Genomic DNA, 19,892 nt, shown 5'->3' with positions numbered 1-19,892 from the left:
CAAATCCTCACTGAACCGCGGCCGCAGGCGTGTTCAACAACACGATCGCAGCGGTCACCAGCAAATTGATCAGGGTCAGTGGCAGGCAGAATTTCCAGCTGAAGTCCATCACCTGGTCGTAGCGTGGGCGCGGGATCGAGGCGCGCAGCAGGACGAACAGCATGATGAAGAACGCGGTCTTCAGGGCGAACCACACGAAGGACAGTTGCGGCAGGATGCCGAACGGACCATGCCAGCCGCCGAAGAACAGCGTGACCAGCAGTGCCGAGATCAGGACGATGCCGATGTATTCACCGACGAAGAACATGCCCCATTTCATGCCGGCGTATTCGATGTGGTAACCATCGGCCAGTTCCTGTTCCGCTTCCGGCTGGTCGAAGGGGTGACGGTGAGTCACGGCCACGCCAGCGACGAAGAACGTACAGAAGCCGAAGAACTGCGGAATGATGAACCACAGGTTCTGCGCCTGGTACTCGACGATGTCGCGCATGTTGAACGAACCGGCCTGGACCACGACGCCCATCAGCGCCAGGCCCATGAACACTTCGTAGGACACGGTCTGGGCCGAAGCACGCAGGCTGCCCAGCAGGGCGAACTTGTTGTTGCTCGACCAACCGGCGAACAGCACCGCATACACCGAAAGGCCGGCCATGGCGAAGAAGAACAGCAGGCCGATGTTCAGGTCCGCCACGCCCCAGGTCGGGGTGATCGGGATGATCGCGAAGGCGATCAGCAAGGCGCTCATGGCCACCACCGGTGCCAGGGTGAAGATCACCTTGTCGGCGAACGGTGGCGTCCAGTCTTCCTTGAAGAACATTTTGACCATGTCGGCGGCGATCTGGAACATGCCGAACGGGCCGACGCGGTTCGGACCGTAGCGGTCCTGCCACCAGCCCAGCAGGCGACGTTCGACGAAGCTCAGCAGTGCCCCGCAGACCACCACGGCCAGCAGGATCACGATGGCCTTGAGGACTGTCAGGATCACTTCGATCACTTCAGGGGTGAACCAGCTCATTGCGCTGCCTCCTGCAGACCATCGACGGTCTTGCCGAACACCGCCGGTGGGATACCCGCCAGGCCGGCCGGCAGGGCCACCAGGCCGGCGCCCAGTTGCTCATTGATACGCAGCGGCAGGCGCAAGGTCTGGCCCGCGACGTTCAGGCTCAGCAGGGCGCCGTCGTTGACGCCCAGGCGATCGGCCTCCGATTTGGCCAGAGACACGTAGGCGGCCGGGATGCGTTCCTGTACCGGAGCGGCCTTGGAAGAGTTCTCTTCGCTGCCGAACAGGTGATGGAACGGTACGACCTGCCAGGTGCCCGGGGCCGGATTGAAAGCGCGCGGTACATTGGCGAACCAGCCCAGGCCATCGCCCTGGCTTTCGATCAGGCGAGTGCCCGGATCGCCGGCACGCAGGTGACCACCGACCTCGTCCTGGAACTTGTTCCAGGCCTGGGGCGAGTTCCAGCCCGGCGACCAGGCGAACGGCACTTGCGAGCGCGGTTCGGCCGAGCCCGAGTAACCTTCCATCGAGAAGGCGAACGCGGTGTCCTTGTCCTGCGGGGTGCGCGGTTCGTGGACGCTGATGTTGGCGCGCATCGCGGTGCGGCCGGAATAACGCAGCGGTTCACGGGCCAGCTTCAAGCCCTTGATGCGGAACGAGGCGGACGGTGCAGCGTCGACGATGCCGGCCAGTTGAGCGGAGCTCGATGCGACTGCAGCCGTGACGTGGTCCAGTTGGGTCCAGTCGATCGGCTGGTTCAGCAGGGTGGCGCGCAGGGCATGCAGCCAGCGCCAGCCCTCGTGGACCAGGATGCTGGCGTCCAGGTATTGCGGGTCGAAGACCTGGAAGAAACGCTGGGCGCGACCTTCCTGGCTGACCAGCGTCCCGTCGCCTTCGGCGAAGCTCGCCGCCGGCAGCACCAGGTGGGCGCGGTCGGTGGTGGCGGTTTTCTGATGGTCGGCGACGATCACCACTTTCGCGGCATTCAACGCGGCGTCCACCTTGGCCTTGTCGGTGCGGGTGAACAGGTCGTTCTCCAGCACCACGATGGCATCGGCGCTGCCGTCGATCACGGCTTGCAGCGCCGCGTCCACCGACTCGCCGCCGAGCATGGCCAGGCCGAGGCTGTTGGCTTCGGGCACCACCAGGCTGATGGAGCCGTTCTTTTCCCGCAGCTTGAGGGCCTTGGCGATGTTGGCGGCCGCTTCGATCAGGGCCTTGGAGCCCAGGGAGGTACCGGCGATGACCAGCGGACGCTTGGCCGCCAGCAGGGCGTCGGCGATGCGCTGTACCAATGCGCCTGCTTCGCTGTCCAGGCCTTCGACGGCCGGGGCGCTGGCGTCCAGGGCGTGGGCCACGGCGAAACCGATGCGCGCCAGGTCGTCCGGAGCTGCGTGGACGCATTCCTCGGCCACGTCATCGAGCTTGGTTTCGGCGAGGCTGGCGATGAACAGCGGGTTCAGCTCATGCTGGCCGATGTTCTTCACGGCAGCGTCGAGCCATGGCTGGACACGCATGGCGTCGGCCATCTCCTCGGCCTTGCCCTTGACCGACTGACGCAAGGCCAGGGCCATGCGGGCCGCGGTCTGGGTCAGGTCTTCACCGAGGACGAACACTGCGTCGTGGTCTTCGATGTCACGCATCGTCGGCACGGGCAGCGGGCTGTCCTTGAGCACTTGCAGCACCAGGCGGATGCGTTCCAGCTCGCCGGCTTCGATACCGCTGTAGAAGTGTTCGGTACCGACCAGCTCACGCAGCGCGTAGTTGCTTTCCAGGCTGGCCCGTGGCGAGCCGATGCCGACGATGTTGCGGCCGCGCAGCAGGTCGGCGGCCTTGTCCAGGGCTTCGTCCAGGCTCAGCTTGGTGCCGTCGGCCAGCAGCGGTTGGCGAGGGCGATCCTTGCGGTTGACGTAGCCGTAGCCGAAACGGCCGCGGTCGCACAGGAAGTACTGGTTCACCGAACCGTTGTAGCGGTTTTCGATGCGACGCAGTTCGCCGTAGCGTTCGCCCGGGCTGATGTTGCAACCACTGGAGCAGCCGTGGCAGATGCTTGGCGCGAACTGCATGTCCCACTTGCGGTTGTAGCGCTCGGAGTGGGTCTTGTCGGTGAACACACCGGTCGGGCAGACCTCGGTGAGGTTGCCGGAGAATTCGCTTTCCAGGGTGCCGTCTTCGACGCGACCGAAGTACACGTTATCGTGGGCGCCGAACACGCCCAGGTCGGTGCCGCCGGCGTAGTCCTTGTAGAAGCGCACGCAGCGGTAGCAGGCGATGCAACGGTTCATCTCATGGGAAATGAACGGGCCCAGCTGCTGGTTCTGGTGGGTGCGCTTCTTGAAGCGATAACGGCGCTCGTTGTGACCGGTCATCACGGTCATGTCCTGCAAGTGGCAGTGACCACCTTCCTCGCAGACCGGGCAGTCGTGCGGGTGGTTGGTCATCAGCCATTCGACGACACTGGCGCGGAACGCCTTGGATTCCTCATCGTCGATGGAGATCCAGGTGTTGTCGGTGGCAGGGGTCATGCAGGACATGACGATGCGACCGCGGGTGTCGTTCTCGTCGGTGTACTGCTTGACTGCGCACTGGCGGCAGGCCCCGACGCTACCAAGCGCGGGGTGCCAGCAGAAATAAGGGATGTCGAGGCCTAGCGACAGACATGCCTGTAACAGGTTGTCTGCCCCATCGACTTCGAGCGCTTTGCCGTCTACGTGGATAGTGGCCATGGTTCAAAGTTCTTCGTTGGCCCGGTGTCAGCGGGCGTGGCTAATGGAATCTTGTCGTTCGTCCGAGTCCAAACAGCCCAGGAGGCGTCATCGGACGAAAAGGCGAAGGGCACGGACCCTTCGCCTTCTTAAGCGTTGTTACGCGCCGACCATGGTCGGCGTGACCACCTGATTGAGATCGCCGGCGCGGGTTGGCGCGATGCCGGCCTCGAATTCAGGGCGGAAGTACTTGATCGCGCTGCCCAGCGGTTCCACGGCACCCGGTGCGTGGGCACAGAAGGTCTTGCCCGGGCCGAGGAAACCCACCAGGCCCAGCAGGGTCTCGATGTCGCCGGCCTGGCCTTCGCCGTTCTCGATGGCCCGCAACAACTTGACGCTCCATGGCAGGCCATCGCGGCAAGGGGTGCAGAAACCGCACGACTCACGAGCGAAGAACTCTTCCATGTTGCGCAGCAGCGAAACCATGCTGACGCTGTCGTCCACCGCCATGGCCAGGCCGGTACCCATGCGGGTCCCGACCTTGGCGATGCCGCCGGCATACATCTGCGCGTCCAGGTGTTCGGGCAGCAGGAAGCCGGTACCGGCACCGCCGGGCTGCCAGCACTTGAGCTTGTAGCCGTCGCGCATGCCGCCGGCGTAGTCCTCGAACAGCTCGCGGCCGGTGATGCCGAAGGGCAGCTCCCACAGGCCGGGGTTCTTGACCTTGCCGGAGAAGCCCATGAGCTTGGTGCCCATGTCTTCGCTGCCGTCGCGGGCCAGGGATTTGTACCAGTCCACGCCGTCGGCGATGATCGCCGGCACGTTGCACAGGGTCTCGACGTTGTTCACGCAGGTCGGCTTGCCCCACACGCCCACGGCGGCAGGGAAGGGAGGTTTGGAGCGCGGGTTGGCGCGGCGTCCTTCCAGGGAGTTGATCAGTGCGGTTTCTTCACCGCAGATATAACGCCCGGCGCCCGTGTGGACGAACAGCTCGAAATCGAAGCCGCTGCCCAGGATGTTCTTGCCCAGCAGGCCCGCGGCCTTGGCTTCTTCCACGGCACGGTTCAGGTGCCTGGCGGCGGTGGTGTATTCGCCGCGCAGGAAGATATAGCCGCGGTAGGTCTTCAGCGCCCGGGCGCTGATGAGCATGCCTTCGATCAGCAGATGGGGCAGTTGCTCCATCAGCATGCGGTCCTTCCAGGTGTTGGGCTCCATCTCATCCGCGTTGCACAGCAGGTAGCGGATATTGATGGATTCGTCCTTGGGCATCAGTCCCCACTTCACGCCGGTAGGGAAGCCCGCGCCGCCGCGGCCCTTGAGGCCCGAGTCCTTCACGGTCTGGACGATATCGTCCTGGCCCATGTCGGTGAAGGCCTTGCGCGCGGCGGCATAGCCGTTCTTGGCCTGGTATTCGTCCAGCCAGACCGGCTCGCCGTCGTCACGCAGGCGCCAGGTCAGGGGGTGGGTTTCAGCCGAACGCTGGATGCGGTTGGCGGGCCCGAAGGAAGTCAGGGTCATACGTAGCCCTCCAGCAGTTTGGCAACGCCGGCTGGCGTAACGTCACCGAAGGTGTCGTCGTCGATCATCAGTGCCGGGGCCTTGTCGCAGTTGCCCAGGCAGCACACCGGCAGCAGGGTGAAGCGGCCGTCGGCAGTGGTCTGGCCCAGGCCGATGCCCAGTTTGCTCTGCAGCTCGCCGACCACCGACTCGTGGCCGCCGATGTAGCAGACCATGCTGTCGCAGACGCGAATGATGTGGCGGCCCACCGGCTGGCGGAAGATCTGGCTGTAGAAGGTGGCCACGCCTTCGACGTCGCTGGCCGGAATGCCGAGGATCTCGCCGATGGCGTAGAGCGCGCCATCGGGTACCCAGCCACGTTCCTTCTGGACGATCTTGAGGGCTTCGATAGACGCCGCGCGCGGGTCTTCGTAGTGATGCAGCTCGTGCTCGATGGCCGAGCGCTCGGTTTCGCTCAGGGCGAAACGGTCTGTCTGGATAAGCGTGCTGTTCATGCTTAGCGGTCCACGTCGGCCATAACGAAGTCGATACTACCCAGGTACGCGATCAAGTCCGCGACCATGCTGCCTTTGATCACCGAAGGGATCTGCTGCAGGTGCGGATAGCTTGGAGTGCGGATCCGGGTGCGGTAGCTCATGGTGCCGCCATCGCTCGTCAGGTAATAACTGTTGATACCCTTGGTCGCTTCGATCATCTGGAAAGATTCGTTGGCCGGCATGACCGGGCCCCACGAAACCTGCAGGAAGTGCGTGATCAGGGTCTCGATGTGTTGCAGCGTGCGCTCCTTTGGCGGCGGCGTGGTCAGCGGGTGATCCGCCTTGTACGGGCCTTCCGGCATGTTGCGCATGCACTGGTCGATGATTTTGATGCTCTGGCGCATCTCCTCGACGCGAACCATGCAGCGGTCATAGGCATCGCCGTTGACGGCCAGTGGTACTTCGAATTCGAAGTTCTCGTAGCCGGAATAGGGGCGAGCCTTGCGCAGGTCGAAATCGCAGCCGGTGGAACGCAGGCCGGCACCGGTGACGCCCCATTCCAGGGCCTCTTTGGTGTTGTAGGCAGCGACCCCGATGGTACGACCTTTGAGAATGCTGTTCTGCAGGGCGGCCTTGGTGTATTCGTCCAGGCGCTTGGGCATCCACTCGACGAAATCCTTGACCAGCTTTTCCCAGCCCCGGGGCAGGTCGTGGGCGACGCCGCCGATGCGGTACCAGGCCGGGTGCAGGCGGAAGCCGGTGATGGCTTCGATCACCGTGTAGGCCCGCTGGCGGTCGGTGAACGTGAAGAACACCGGAGTCATGGCGCCGACGTCCTGGATATAGGTACCGAGGAACAGCAGGTGGCTGGTGATACGGAAGAACTCGGCCATCATGATGCGAATCACGTTGACCCGGTCCGGTACCGTGATACCGGCCAGTTTCTCGACCGAGAGCACGTACGGCAGGTTGTTCATCACGCCGCCGAGGTAGTCGATGCGGTCGGTGTACGGGATGTAGCTGTGCCAGGACTGGCGCTCGCCCATCTTCTCGGCGCCACGGTGGTGATAGCCGATGTCCGGGACGCAGTCGACGATCTCTTCGCCGTCCAGTTGCAGGATGATGCGGAACGCACCGTGGGCCGAAGGGTGGTTCGGGCCGAGGTTGAGGAACATGTAGTCCTCGTTCGCCCCGGAGCGCTTCATGCCCCAGTCTTCGGGTTTGAAGCGCGCGGCTTCTTCCTCTAGCTGCTGCTTGGCCAGGGACAGGCTGAACGGGTCGAACTCGGTGGCGCGGGCCGGGAAGTCCTTGCGCAGCGGGTGACCTTCCCAGGTCGGCGGCATCATGATGCGTGTCAGGTGCGGGTGACCGCGGAAGTCGATGCCGAACATGTCCCAGACTTCGCGCTCGTACCAGTTGGCGTTCGGCCAGATACCGGTCACGGAGGGCACGCTGAGGTCGTTTTCGGACAAGGCGACCTTGATCATTACGTCACTATTACGTTCCACCGACAGCAGGTGGTAGAACACGGTGAAGTCGACACCGCTCGGCAGCCCTTGGCGCTTGGTACGCAGGCGCTCGTCCACGCCGTGCAGGTCATAGAGCATGACGTAGGGCTTGGGCAGGTTGCGCAGGAAAGTCAGGACTTCGACGAGCTTCTCGCGGGCAACCCACAGCACCGGCATGCCGGTGCGGGTTGCCTGGGCGGTGAACGCCTCGGGGCCAAAACGGTTGTTCAGTTCGACGACCACATCCTGGTCGTCTGCCTTGTAAGGCGGGATGTACAGAGCACTGCCTGTAGTCATGGTTATTTATCGCTTTCGGTCAACGTAAAGAATGAAGCCAGTTTCTCGTTTCTTGTACGGAACAGAGCTGGATCAGACTTCGTCGGGGCTGCGCAGGTTGGTGACTGCGATTCGCTGTTCGCGGCGCTCGGCCTTTTGCGACGGCATGTCGGCGCGGTAGACGCCTTGATCGCCGACGACCCAGGAAAGCGGGCGACGTTCCTGTCCGATGGATTCCTGCAGCAGCATCAGGCCTTGCAGGAACGCTTCGGGACGAGGCGGGCAGCCGGGCACGTAGACATCCACCGGAAGGAACTTGTCGACTCCCTGAACCACGGAATAGATGTCATACATGCCACCGGAGTTGGCACAGGCGCCCATGGAAATGACCCACTTGGGTTCCAGCATCTGCTCATACAGGCGCTGGATGATGGGGGCCATCTTCAGGAACGGCGTACCGGCGATAACCATGAAGTCCGCCTGGCGCGGCGATGCCCGGATTACCTCGGCGCCAAAGCGCGCGATGTCGTGGGGCGCCGTGAAGGCGGTGGTCATTTCCACGTAGCAGCACGAAAGGCCGAAGTTGTACGGCCACAGGGAGTTCTTGCGACCCCAGTTGACCGTGCTGTTCAGCACGTCTTCGAGCTTGCCCATGAAGATATTCTTGTGGACTTGATCTTCTAACGGATCGGCGACGGTTTCCCGCTTGCCGATCGGATACTGCTCGTTAGGAGCATCGGGGTCGATCCTGGTGAGATTGTATTGCATTGCCAAAGCCTCATTGTTTCAGCTTCGCTTGCCGCTTGCGCCGAGCTTCCGGAGCCCAATCAAGTGCCCCCACCCGGTAAAGGTAGACAAGACCTGCCAACAGAATTGCTATGAAAACGAGAGCTTCGACGAATCCGGTCCAGCCGCTTTCGCGGACGGACACAGACCAGGCAAAGAGAAAGAGGGCTTCGATATCGAAGATCACGAAGAGCATCGCGACCAGATAGAATTTGGCTGAGAGCCGCAAGCGGGCGCCACCGGTAGGCAGCATGCCGGACTCGAACGGTTCATTTTTGCTGCGTCCCCAGGCTTTTGACCCGAGGAGGCTGGAGACGCCGAGCATGAAGGCGCACAGGCCGACGACACCCAGAAGGAAAATGGCAAAGCCCCAGTTGTGGGCCATGAGTCCTGTCGCTTCGGGCATGCTGGAAATCCTTAACAGAGAGCAAAGGTCTCTGAGCTTGAAAAGAAATAACGCAGTGACGATATGTCGCAGCAATCAATCGCGGTGATTTTATGGCTAAACACCGGGCAAGTAAAATTCAGATCACGAAATTATTTATTGGAATAAGGACATGGCGCACCTCCAGGGCCGCGCGGCCCCGGCCCGACGGGCATTGGCCGGCTATTGAACAATAATATTTCGTGCGGAATGCAACAATGATAACGACTTCCAAATGATAATTATTGTTATCTGTATTGCGCCCTCCATGTGCACTTAAAGTCGTGTCGAGGGGAGCTGTCTTAATCGTCGCTACTGCAATTGTCAGCGTCGGACGTTTTACTCCTTTTCCGACCGCCCAATACTGCGTTCGATCAATTTTTCTATCGTTGCGCTGAAGTTTCTGCTGAGGTTTCCGTAAAGGAGGGCCGCTGGCGCTCAAGGCTGCATGGGGCACTGCTCCTGTGAAGGCCAGGCTTGGCCGCGATGCCAGCAAATCAGTCCCGAGGCAGACTGTCTTGCGTCCAGCGCGGCCAAGCCTGGCTCCACAGGGGCAGGCTTGTTCCTAAGCGTAGGCCGCTTCCAGGAAAACGAGTGAAAAAAAGGAGCGACGGATCGATGTCCGGCAATCCAGTCCACCCTGGAGCCTGTGACCCGGGGAGGATGCGCATGAGCGATGCCGCTGCTCGAAAAAATCGGCAGGGGTCGGAGACGGAAGTCTTGAAGGAGTGATATCAAATGGCTATCTTTGCGGTTCATTCATCTAATCATCTATATCAATGCTGGTTAGACATGCCTCTTCATAGATAGCTGCGTCAGTTTTCATCGTTCGCGGCTGGGATTACTCAAGGAATGTCATGAAGTCTCCGATCGCGAATATGAGCGTTATGCTCAAGCTGGCTTTGGGTTTTGCCGTTGTGCTGTTTCTGACCGCCATCCTCGCCGCGACCGGCTGGTTCAGCTTGGGCAAGATGATCGAGCGTGCGGACCGGATGTCGAGCATTGCCGAGTTCGGCGACCGTCTGGACCATCTGCGCAGGGCTCGATTCCAATATCAGTTGGACAAGGGCGATGAGCAGAAAGGGGCATTGATCCAGGCGTCGCTGGAGCAGCTTGTGGCCAAGGAGAAAAGCCTGGCAAAAGAGCTGAGAAAACCGGAAAACCTGAAGAAGCTCGCCTTGATCGAGCAGGCCAGCGCGCAGTATCAGCGGGCACTGGATACCATGCGCGAGGCCTATCGCAATGACGCCGCCATGCGCAAGGAGATGGGGACCAACGCGGTCAAAGGCGCCGCGCTGATTGCCAAGGTCATCAGTGATGTGGAAGCCATGCCCGTCTCGGACGAGCGCCGCTTCGACCTGTACAGGGTGATCCTCAAGGTCAAGGAGGACGTGGCCCTGGTGCGTTATGAAGTGCGTGGCTATACCGGCAATCCCAACAGCGCCACCGAACAGGCCGCCACCCGCCAGCTTGAAAATGCGTTCAAGAGCATCGACACCCTCAACAGCGCTTTCGGCCCCGCCTATGCCGATACCATCAAGCAACTGGAAACCGCGCTGATCGCTTACCGCCAATCGGTGCAGAACTTCACCGCCAGCAACCAGGCCATTGGCAAGGCTGTGCAGGAAACCGTCGACCTGGGTGAAACCATCACCCGCCTGACGGATGAAATGTATGCCAGCCAGTTGGTTTACCTGGATGAAGAAAGCACCCGTTCGCGGATCCTGCAGTTGAGCTGTACTGCATTGGCGATACTGTTGGGGATTCTTGCGGCCGTGATCATCACGCGCCAGATTACCCGGCCGTTGCAGGACACGCTGGCAGTGGTTGATCGCATCGCGGCAGGTGACCTCACCCAAGACATGGTCGTGACCCGTGGTGATGAGCTGGGTGCCTTGCAGCAAGGTATCCAGCGCATGGGCGTTACGTTGCGCGACCTGATCGGCGGCATCCGGGATGGCGTCACCCAGATCGCCAGCGCCGCCGAAGAGCTGTCGGCTGTCACTGAGCAGACCAGTGCCGGGGTCAATAGCCAGAAGACCGAGACTGACCAGGTGGCCACTGCCATGCACGAAATGTCGGCGACGGTGCATGAAGTCGCGCGCAATGCCGAACAGGCTTGCGCAGCCGCGTCGGAGGCCGACGCACAGGCCCGTATCGGCGACGAGGTGGTCGCGCAAGCCATCGTCCAGATCGAGCGTTTGGCCGGCGAAGTCGGGCGCTCCGTCGAAGCCATGAACGAGTTGGAGCAGGAAAGCGGGCGCATCGGCAAGATCATGGACGTGATCAGGGCGGTGGCCGAGCAGACCAACCTGCTGGCCCTCAATGCGGCCATCGAGGCCGCTCGCGCCGGTGACGCCGGGCGTGGCTTTGCCGTGGTCGCCGACGAAGTGCGCGGGCTGGCCCAGCGTACCCAGCAGTCCACCGAAGAGATTGAAAGCCTGGTGGCGGGCATGCAGAACGGCACGCGCCAGGTCTCGAATATCATGCGAAACAGCCGTGAACTGACTGACAGCAGCGTGGAATTGGCCGGTAAGGCTGGCACCTCCCTGGGCAATATCACCCAGGCGGTTTCCGGCATCCAGGCCATGAACCAGCAGATTGCCGCCGCCGCGGTGCAACAGAGTTCGGTGGCCGAGGACATCAGTCGCAGTATCTTGAGCGTGCGCGATGTCTCCGAGCAGACCGCCTCGGCCAGCGAGGAAACCGCAGCCTCCAGCATCGAACTGGCGCGCCTGGGGAACCAGTTGCAGCAACTGGTGAGCCATTTCAAAGTGTGAAAACAGCGCAAAGCCGGCGAAAAAAAGCCCCGAACCAGTCGGGGCTTCAGATTGGCGGCCTTGCGGTTAGCTTTGACTCGGTCCGCAAGGGCCGTTTAACGATGGATCAGTGGAACTGTTCTTCTTCGGTGGAGCCGGTCAGTGCGGTTACCGACGAGGTGCCGCCCTGGATCACGGTGGTCATGTCGTCGAAGTAACCGGTGCCCACTTCCTGCTGGTGCGCCACGAAGGTGTAGCCCTTGGCGGCGTCGGCGAACTCCTGCTCCTGCAGTTTCACGTAGGCGGTCATGTCGTTGCGGGCGTAGTCGTGCGCCAGGTTGAACATGCTGTGCCACATGTTGTGAATGCCGGCCAGGGTGATGAACTGGTGCTTGTAGCCCATGGCGGACAGTTCGCGCTGGAACTTGGCGATGGTCGCGTCGTCCAGGTTTTTCTTCCAGTTGAAGGAAGGCGAGCAGTTGTACGACAGGATCTGGTCCGGGTATTCCTTCTTGATCGCTTCGGCGAAGCGACGCGCTTCTTCCAGGTCCGGCTTGGCGGTTTCACACCAGATCAGGTCGGCGTACGGCGCGTAGGCCAGGCCGCGGGCGATTGCCTGGTCCAGGCCGGCGCGGACTTTGTAGAAGCCTTCCTGGGTGCGGGTGCCGGTTACGAACGGCTGGTCGTACGGGTCGCAGTCGGAAGTCAGCAGGTCAGCGGCGTTGGCGTCGGTACGGGCCAGGATGATGGTCGGTACGCCAGCGACGTCGGCGGCCAGGCGGGCAGCGGTCAGCTTCTGTACGGCTTCCTGGGTCGGCACCAGTACCTTGCCGCCCATGTGGCCGCATTTCTTCACCGAGGCCAGCTGGTCTTCGAAGTGAACGCCGGCGGCGCCTGCTTCGATCATGCTCTTCATCAGCTCGTAGGCATTCAGTACGCCGCCGAAACCGGCTTCGGCGTCAGCCACGATTGGCGCGAAGTAGTCGATGTAGCCTTCGTCGCCTGGGTTCTTGCCGGCTTTCCACTGGATCTGGTCGGCGCGACGGAACGAGTTGTTGATGCGCTTGACCACGGTGGGAACCGAATCCACCGGGTACAGCGATTGGTCGGGGTACATCGATTCGGCGGAGTTGTTGTCGGCAGCCACTTGCCAGCCCGACAGGTAGATCGCCTGGATGCCGGCCTTGACTTGCTGTACGGCCTGGCCGCCGGTTAGGGCGCCCATGCAGTTGACGAAATCTTTCTCGGGACGGAAGGATGGCTTGGCGCCCTGGGTCACCAGGTTCCAGAGCTTCTCGGCGCCCATTTTCGCAAAGGTGTGCTCAGGTTGAACCGAGCCACGCAGACGGACGACGTCAGCAGCGGAATAATTGCGCTTCACGCCTTTCCAGCGTGGGTTCTCAGCCCAGTCTTTTTCAAGGGCTGCAATTTGCTGTTCGCGTGTCAGTGCCATGGAAATAAACCTCGTCGCATCGTCGGGTGTGGAAGATTCCTGCTCCTGCCGGTTTCACCAAACATTGGCGAAGAAGGCTGCTCGCTGGCCAGGGGGCCGGGCATACAAGTCGGTTCAGGCGAGGAGGCGACGGGATGAACGATGGGCTCGAGGGGAAAGTGAGCAGGTAGAGGCGAACTGCGGGCGCATTCGGGCGTCGTGGGCCTTCATGTGAACTCAGAGTGATGCCGGGTTACCTAGTTACGCTTCCGTCCCTCGGGACAACTTCGTTCCAGTCGCAACCTCGTCAAACACACCTTGTGGGCGGTACAGACACGAATCGGCTCGCGGGGTAGGTGCAAGCGACGACCCGAAGGCCCTTGCCAGGGCCCCTGATTAGCGGGAGCGAGGCCATCATGCCTTCGGTTTTTTTGCTCGTCAAACGTTTTGTAGTGCTTTTTTTCAGCCACTACATCTTTGGTCTAATACGACTCATCAGTCAGTTTTTGATGCTTCAGTTCAGGGTGTCGACCTTGACCCGCAGAATCATGTCGTCGCGACCTTGTGTCGAGTAGCTGCGGGTCAGGCCTTGTTTGTCGGCTTGTGTCTGGCGATTCACGCCCGCCAGGGTGATCCATTCCCCCAGGCGACCGCTGACTGTTGTGTCGGTACTCTGGACGTTCACTACATCGGGACGTTCCTGGCTCATACGGTCACGGTTGGTACTGATGCTCAGATGAACGGTCTCGCCGGTAACGCTGGCGGTGACATAGAAACCCTGGGTGACATTGCGGTATTCGGTCTGGCTCTGCATGCGGCCATAGGTGTCGGTCTGGGTGCTGGTGAAGGGCACGCTTTGTCCGACCTGGATCAGCGCCGGTTGGCCTTCGCTTGCCTGTACCTGCTGCACCCCACCGTCACGGCTGGCTGTGCTGCGGTTGATGATGCGGGTCTGGCTGGGGGCTGCACCGTTGATGGAGTAGCCTTGGTCGCCTTGCAGGTTGTTCTCGTTGGTGTCCACGGTGATCAGCAGGCGTTTGGGGGCGGTATCCAACTGGGCGAGGAATTGCCGGAGTTCTTCGATCTTGCCAGGTTCGGCGTTGACGATCAGTTGGTTGCCGTAGGCGCTGACCTGGCCGTCCTTGCCGATGAAGTTCTGCGCCACCGGCAGCAGGTCGGCGCTGGTGCGGTAGTTCAGCGGCACGATTTGTGTGTCGGCCATGGCCGACAGGCTGCAGCCGAGCAGCAGGGTGACCAGGAGGGTGCGTAGAGGCATGTCCATTTCTCCGCGAGACAAAGGCTTGATATTGCCAGTTTGTCGGCCCCGAGTGGGGCAAGTTGAATGGTAGACGGCAAAACGCCCCGGCATCGTGGGATGGCGGGGCGTTTTTCGGTAAGGCTTGAGGGCTTCATCGCGAGCAAGCTCGCGATGGCCGCGCTGCGGATTCAGGCCGAGTGCCGCACCATGTCCACATGAGGGATCCCGGCTTCCAGGAACTCCTCGCTGACCACGGCAAAGCCCAGGCGCTCATAGAACGGCGTGGCATGGACCTGGGCGCTGAGCATCTGCTGCTTGAGCCCGCGTCTCTCGGCTTCGGCGATCACGGCTTGCATCAGCGCATCGCCGACTTTCAGGCCGCGCCAGTCCTTGAGGACCGAGACGCGGCCGATATGACCCTCGGTCAGCAGGCGAGCGGTGCCAATGGGGAAATCGCCTTCGAAGGCCAGGAAATGCACTGCATCCTGGTCATCGCAATCCCATTCCAGCTCGGGTGGAACGGACTGTTCGGCAATGAACACGGTCTCACGAATGCGCCGGATCTCGGCGTTGTCCTTTTGCCAGTCTGCGACACGAACGTGAATTCTATTCATCGGCGAACCCCAGGCTGCCTTGCTTGACCAACTCGCAGAGCAGGCCGCGACCATCTTCGTCGGCCAGCCATGGGCCGAGGTTTTCGATATGCAGCGCATCCGCGGCGCAGATCATCTTCAGCAGCTCACGCAACTTGCCCGGCAGGTAGCGGCTCTGGCCGCTGGCGAACAGTAGCAGGTCGTCGTCGACTTCCGACCAGGCCAGGCGTGCGCTCGGGTTGCGAATGATCACCGCGCCTTGCTCCAGGCCGGCCAGCAGGTCGTCCTCTTCCAGCTCGGGCCCGACCACCAGTTCCGGGTAGCGTGGCTCGGTCATGAACTGGCCGAACCAGGTCAGCAGCAGGCGTTCGTCGCTCATGTGTTCGGCCAGCAGGCCCTTGAGGCGATCGAGGGCGTCGTGCTGGATCTGATGCGGGTCGCTCACCGGGCGCGCATCGGCGTCGGTGTAGCGTTCTTCGTCCGGCAGGAACTGGCTGAGGAAATCGGTGAAATGAGTCAGCACCTCGGCGGCGCTCGGCGCGCGGAAACCCACCGAATACGTCATGCAGTCATCCACGGCCACGCCGCAGTGGGCCAGGCGGGGCGGCAGGTAGAGCATGTCACCCGGTTCCAGGGTCCACTCGTCGTTCGCCTCGAAGTCGGCGAGGATGCGCAGGTCGGCGTGCTGCAGCAAGGGACTCTCGGAGTCGCACATCTGGCCGATCTTCCAGTTGCGCTTGCCATGCCCTTGCAGCAGGAATACGTCGTAGTTGTCGAAATGCGGGCCAACGCTGCCACCGGGGGCGGCGAAGCTGATCATCACATCGTCGATGCGCCAGCTGGGCAGGAAGCGGAAGTGCTCCAGCAATTCGGCGACTTCCGGTACGAATTGATCGACCGCCTGTACCAGCAGTGTCCATTCGCGCTCTGGCAGTTTGCTGAATTCGTCTTCGGCGAACGGGCCGCGACGCAATTCCCAGGGACGCTCGCCGTGCTCGATCACCAGGCGCGACTCGACTTCTTCTTCCAGGGCCAGGCCGGCCAGTTCGTCGGCGTCGATCGGGCTTTCGAAGTCAGGGATGGCCTGGCGGATCAGCAGCGGTTTCTTCTGCCAGTAGTCGCGCAGGAACTCCCGTGCCGTGATGCCGCCCAGGAGTTGCAGAGGAATATCAGGATTCATGTGTAACCTATTGAAAAAAATTACTTTTCAGACGCGAATAAAAACGCCCGGCGCGGCCGGGCGTCTCAGGGCAAGGCAATGGGTCAGATACGCTTGGCTTGTGCCGCCGCATTGCCGATGTAGCGGGCCGGCGTGAGCTTTTTCAGCTCGGTGCGCGCTTCGGCGGGCATGTCCAGGCCGTCGATGAAAGTCTGCAACGCTTCAGGGCTGATGCCCTTGCCACGGGTCAGTTCTTTCAGCTTCTCATACGGGTTTTCGATGTTGTAGCGGCGCATCACGGTCTGGATCGGCTCGGCCAGGACTTCCCAGCAGGCGTCGAGGTCGGCGGCGATCTTCTGCTCGTTCAGCTCCAGCTTGCCGATGCCCTTGAGGCTGGCTTCGTAGGCAATGACGCTATGGGCGAAACCCACGCCCAGGTTGCGCAGTACCGTGGAGTCGGTCAGGTCGCGCTGCCAGCGGGAAATCGGCAGCTTGCTCGCCAGGTGCTGGAACAGTGCATTGGCGATGCCCAGGTTGCCTTCGGAGTTCTCGAAGTCGATCGGGTTGACCTTGTGCGGCATGGTCGAGGAACCGATTTCGCCGGCGATGGTGCGCTGCTTGAAATAGCCCAGGGAGATGTAGCCCCAGATGTCGCGGTCGAAGTCGATCAGGATGGTGTTGAAGCGTGCGATCGCGTCGAACAGCTCGGCGATGTAGTCGTGCGGTTCGATCTGGGTGGTGTACGGGTTGAAGCTCAGGCCCAGCTCGTCTTCGATGAAGGCACGGGCATTGGCTTCCCAGTCGATGTCCGGGTAGGCCGACAGGTGCGCGTTGTAGTTGCCCACGGCGCCGTTGATCTTGCCCAGCAGGGGCACGGCGGCGACTTGAGCGATCTGGCGCTCCAGGCGGTAAACGACGTTCGCCAGTTCCTTGCCCAGGGTGGTCGGCGAAGCCGGCTGGCCGTGGGTGCGCGACAGCATCGGTACGTCGGCGAAACGGATCGCCAGTTCGCGAATGGCCTGGGCGATCTGGCGCATCAGCGGCAGCATCACGTCATCGCGGCCTTCGCGCAGCATCAGGGCGTGGGACAGGTTGTTGATGTCCTCGCTGGTGCAGGCAAAGTGGATGAATTCGCTGACCTTGGCCAGTTCCGGCAGCTGGGCCGCCTGCTCCTTGAGCAGGTATTCGATGGCCTTGACGTCGTGGTTGGTGGTGCGCTCGATCTCTTTGACGCGCTCGGCGTGCTCCAGGGCGAAGTTCTCGGCCAGGGCGTTCAGCACCGCATTGGCTTCGGCGGAGAACGCCGGGACTTCGCCGATGGCGGGGTGGGCGGCCAGGCGCTGGAGCCAGCGCACTTCAACCAGGACGCGGGCACGGATCAGGCCGTACTCGCTGAAAATCGGGCGCAGGGCCTGGGTTTTGCCGGCGTAGCGGCCGTCAACAGGGGAAACCGCAGTGAGCGAAGAGAGCTGCATGGGGTGTTCTCGGACAGTCGGGCAACGAAATGGGGCGCGTATCATACATGAAAACCATCGCCGGTCCGTCGCCAACTGACCGGCGTGTTACGCGTGACAAGGTACAAAAGTGGGTCGAGGCGACTTATTCGTTGCGCATCAACGGGTAAAGCTCTTTAAGCAATTTGCGTCGGCTGATCACCAACTGCCAGCGGTGGCCTCCCAACTGCCGCCACAGCCGCGCCGAGCGAATGCCGGCCAACAGCAGGGCACGGATCTTCGAGGCGTTGCTCGGCTGCTGCAGGTTGCGCATGTCGCCATGCACCTGGATGCGCTGGCGCAAGGTACTCAGGGTATCCTGGTAGAGCGCACCGCAGGCGGCGATCACGTTTTCGTGGGACGGACCGAAGTGTTCGACCTGGGACTGGATCTGCGGCAGGCGATTGCCGATGGTCTCCAACAGGTCGTCGCGCTTGGCCAACTGGCGCTCAAGGCCCAGCATCGACAGGGCATAGCGCAACGGCTCGCGTTGCAGGGCGCTGGGCTCGCGCTCCAGGGCGCCGATCAGGGCACGATAACCCTCGCGCAGGTTCAGGTCGTCGCCGCCGTAGACTTCGAGGGTGTCCTTGGGGTCGCGAACCAGCAGGCTGCCGAGCATGCAGCTCAGGCCGGCTTCGCTGGCCTGGCCGGTCTTGGCGATCCTGTCCACCAGTACGGCGGCGAGGAACACCCCGCCCAATGCCGTCAGTTGTTCCTGGATCGGACTCATGCCTTGCTACTCCACGGCTCTGCAACTTCGATCACGCCGCCGCCCAGGCAGACTTCACCGTCGTAGAACACCACGGACTGGCCGGGAGTCACCGCCCGCTGCGGATCATCGAAGGTGGCGCGATAGCCGGTGGCGGTTTTTTCCAGGGTGCAGGGCTGGTCGCTCTGGCGGTAGCGCACCTTGGCCGTCAGGCGACGAGGTTCGCTCAGGTCGATGGGATTGACCCAGTAGATGTCCGAGGCGAGCAGGGCGCGGGAGAACAGCCACGGATGGTCGTTGCCCTGGCCGACGATCAGTTCGTTGTGCTCCAGGTCCTTGACCAGCACGTACCACGGCTCTTCACCGGCGTCCTTCAGGCCGCCGATGCCCAGGCCCTGGCGCTGGCCGATGGTGTGGTACATCAGGCCATGGTGGCGGCCGATGACTTCGCCTTCGGTGGTCTTGATCTCGCCTGGCTGGGCCGGCAGGTATTGCTTGAGGAAGTCGCTGAAGCGCCGCTCGCCGATGAAGCAGATACCGGTGGAGTCCTTCTTCTTGGCAGTCGCCAGGGCATGCTTCTCGGCGATTGCGCGGACTTCGGGCTTCTCCAGCTCGCCTACCGGGAACAGGGTCTTGGCGATCTGCTCGCCACCCACGGCGTGCAGGAAATAGCTCTGGTCCTTGTTCGGGTCCAGGCCCTTGAGCAGTTCGGTGCGACCGTCGATGTCGCGGCGGCGCACATAGTGGCCGGTGGCGATCAGGTCGGCACCCAGCATCATGGCGTAGTCAAGGAACGCCTTGAACTTGATCTCGCGGTTGCAGAGGATGTCGGGGTTCGGCGTGCGGCCGGCCTTGTATTCGGCCAGGAAGTGCTCGAACACGTTGTCCCAGTACTCGGCGGCGAAGTTGGCAGTGTGCAGCTTGATGCCAATCTTGTCGCACACGGCCTGGGCGTCCGCCAGGTCGTCCATGGCGGTGCAGTATTCGGTTCCGTCGTCTTCTTCCCAGTTCTTCATGAACAGGCCTTCCACTTCATAGCCCTGCTCGATCAGCAGGAGAGCGGAAACGGAAGAGTCCACGCCGCCGGACATGCCGACAATGACGCGCTTCTTGGTGGTGTCAGAAGGAGCTGGATCACGCATAGGAATTCAATGAGTGTCTTGAAAAAGGACGCGATTCTATCAGGCCCGGGCGCGCAAGGCTAAAGGGAAGGGCGTATCAGTGCCAGGCTGTGGCGATGACCGGCCAGGTAATCGTCGATGCAGCGGATGATCAGCTCGCTGCGCCAGTGGTCGCGCTGTTCGAGCAGTTCGTCGCGGCTTAGCCATTTAGCGCCGAGGATGCCGTCATCCAGTGGAGAGTCGGGGTTATGGTTCAAGGCCCTGGCGGCGAAACAGACGCGCTGGTAAGTCACGCCGTTGCTGGGCGCGGTGTACAGGTAAATGCCCACCACGTCGGTGGGTTCGACGTCCCAGCCGGTTTCTTCCAGGGTTTCGCGTACAGCGGCTTCGATCAGTGTTTCGTTGGGGTCCAGGTGGCCGGCCGGCTGGTTGAGCACCGCGCGTCCACCCTTGGACTCTTCCACCATCAGGAAACGGCCATTGTCTTCGACGATGGTGGCGACGGTGATGTGGGGTTGCCAGTTCATGGACACTCCTCTGGTTCTCGGACTGGAATGCAGGCCACTGTGGGGGGAGCTTGCTCGCGATAGCGGTGGTGCAGTCAATATCAATGTTGAATGTTATATCGCTATCGCGAGCAAGCTCGCTCCCACAGGGAATATATCTTCAGGGGGA

15 protein-coding genes and 2 pseudogenes are annotated in these 19,892 nt (G+C 61.9%); 2 read left to right on the top strand and 15 right to left on the bottom strand.

Annotation, left to right across the window (positions count from 1 at the left end; translation table 11 throughout):
* Positions 1-7: 7 nt before the first annotated feature.
* From nuoH to BLP99_RS06865, 7 genes are all read right to left on the bottom strand, one after another.
* A complete protein-coding gene (gene nuoH / locus BLP99_RS06895) occupies positions 8-1,015 on the bottom strand; it encodes an NADH-quinone oxidoreductase subunit NuoH (RefSeq protein ID WP_072392820.1) in 1,008 nt (335 codons plus the stop codon).
* Positions 1,012-3,726, bottom strand: coding sequence for an NADH-quinone oxidoreductase subunit NuoG (nuoG, locus tag BLP99_RS06890; RefSeq protein WP_072430640.1), 2,715 nt, complete (start codon positions 3,724-3,726; stop codon positions 1,012-1,014). The genes nuoH and nuoG overlap by 4 nt, the downstream gene beginning before the upstream one ends.
* 138 nt (positions 3,727-3,864) lie before the next feature.
* Positions 3,865-5,223, bottom strand: coding sequence for an NADH-quinone oxidoreductase subunit NuoF (gene nuoF, locus BLP99_RS06885; RefSeq protein ID WP_072392826.1), 1,359 nt, complete (start codon positions 5,221-5,223; stop codon positions 3,865-3,867).
* Entirely contained in the window at positions 5,220-5,717 is a 498-nt protein-coding gene (gene nuoE / locus BLP99_RS06880; RefSeq protein WP_072392829.1) for an NADH-quinone oxidoreductase subunit NuoE, read from the bottom strand. Before nuoE ends, nuoF begins: the two co-directional genes overlap by 4 nt.
* A gap of 2 nt (positions 5,718-5,719) precedes the next feature.
* Positions 5,720-7,504: an NADH-quinone oxidoreductase subunit C/D gene (gene nuoC / locus BLP99_RS06875; protein ID WP_072392832.1), complete on the bottom strand. Its 1,785-nt coding sequence runs from the start codon at positions 7,502-7,504 to the stop codon at positions 5,720-5,722.
* A 72-nt stretch (positions 7,505-7,576) separates the two neighbouring features.
* Complete coding sequence (locus BLP99_RS06870) at positions 7,577-8,251, bottom strand: NuoB/complex I 20 kDa subunit family protein (protein WP_072392835.1); 675 nt, start codon at positions 8,249-8,251, stop codon at positions 7,577-7,579.
* 10 nt (positions 8,252-8,261) lie between these two features.
* Positions 8,262-8,675, bottom strand: coding sequence for an NADH-quinone oxidoreductase subunit A (locus BLP99_RS06865; RefSeq protein WP_030141323.1), 414 nt, complete (start codon positions 8,673-8,675; stop codon positions 8,262-8,264).
* Positions 8,676-9,550: 875 nt separating this feature from the next.
* On the opposite strand from BLP99_RS06865, the pseudogene BLP99_RS26785 reads away from it, so the two are divergent.
* A pseudogene (locus BLP99_RS26785) lies at positions 9,551-10,567 on the top strand (methyl-accepting chemotaxis protein); the annotation flags it as partial.
* Between the two features lie 369 nt (positions 10,568-10,936).
* Positions 10,937-11,473: pseudogene (locus BLP99_RS26965) on the top strand (methyl-accepting chemotaxis protein); the annotation flags it as partial.
* A gap of 106 nt (positions 11,474-11,579) precedes the next feature.
* On the opposite strand, the gene aceA reads toward BLP99_RS26965, so the two are convergent.
* The 8 genes from aceA to BLP99_RS06820 form a co-directional block, all read right to left on the bottom strand.
* Positions 11,580-12,905 (bottom strand): isocitrate lyase, encoded by a 1,326-nt coding sequence (gene aceA, locus BLP99_RS06855; protein ID WP_072392842.1) that lies wholly within the window; start codon positions 12,903-12,905, stop codon positions 11,580-11,582.
* 493 nt (positions 12,906-13,398) lie between these two features.
* Positions 13,399-14,160 (bottom strand): secretin N-terminal domain-containing protein, encoded by a 762-nt coding sequence (locus tag BLP99_RS06850; RefSeq protein ID WP_072392845.1) that lies wholly within the window; start codon positions 14,158-14,160, stop codon positions 13,399-13,401.
* Between the two features lie 170 nt (positions 14,161-14,330).
* Positions 14,331-14,756, bottom strand: coding sequence for a GNAT family N-acetyltransferase (locus BLP99_RS06845; RefSeq protein ID WP_072458331.1), 426 nt, complete (start codon positions 14,754-14,756; stop codon positions 14,331-14,333).
* Complete coding sequence (locus BLP99_RS06840; protein ID WP_072392851.1) at positions 14,749-15,915, bottom strand: ribosomal protein uL16 3-hydroxylase; 1,167 nt, start codon at positions 15,913-15,915, stop codon at positions 14,749-14,751. Before BLP99_RS06840 ends, BLP99_RS06845 begins: the two co-directional genes overlap by 8 nt.
* A gap of 83 nt (positions 15,916-15,998) precedes the next feature.
* Positions 15,999-17,369 carry an adenylosuccinate lyase gene (gene purB, locus BLP99_RS06835; protein ID WP_072392854.1) on the bottom strand — a complete coding sequence of 457 codons (1,371 nt, stop codon included), beginning with the start codon at positions 17,367-17,369 and terminating at the stop codon, positions 15,999-16,001.
* A 124-nt stretch (positions 17,370-17,493) separates the two neighbouring features.
* Positions 17,494-18,117, bottom strand: coding sequence for a high frequency lysogenization protein HflD (gene hflD, locus BLP99_RS06830; protein WP_072392857.1), 624 nt, complete (start codon positions 18,115-18,117; stop codon positions 17,494-17,496).
* Complete coding sequence (gene mnmA / locus BLP99_RS06825) at positions 18,114-19,238, bottom strand: tRNA 2-thiouridine(34) synthase MnmA (protein WP_072392860.1); 1,125 nt, start codon at positions 19,236-19,238, stop codon at positions 18,114-18,116. Before mnmA ends, hflD begins: the two co-directional genes overlap by 4 nt.
* Positions 19,239-19,297: 59 nt before the next feature.
* Positions 19,298-19,744, bottom strand: coding sequence for an NUDIX hydrolase (locus BLP99_RS06820; protein WP_072392863.1), 447 nt, complete (start codon positions 19,742-19,744; stop codon positions 19,298-19,300).
* Between the last annotated feature and the right edge of the window lie 148 nt (positions 19,745-19,892).

It is taken from the genome of Pseudomonas sp. NFACC32-1, assembly GCF_900101215.1.
Lineage (GTDB): Bacteria > Pseudomonadota > Gammaproteobacteria > Pseudomonadales > Pseudomonadaceae > Aquipseudomonas.
This window is presented reverse-complemented; position numbering and strand designations above follow the sequence as displayed.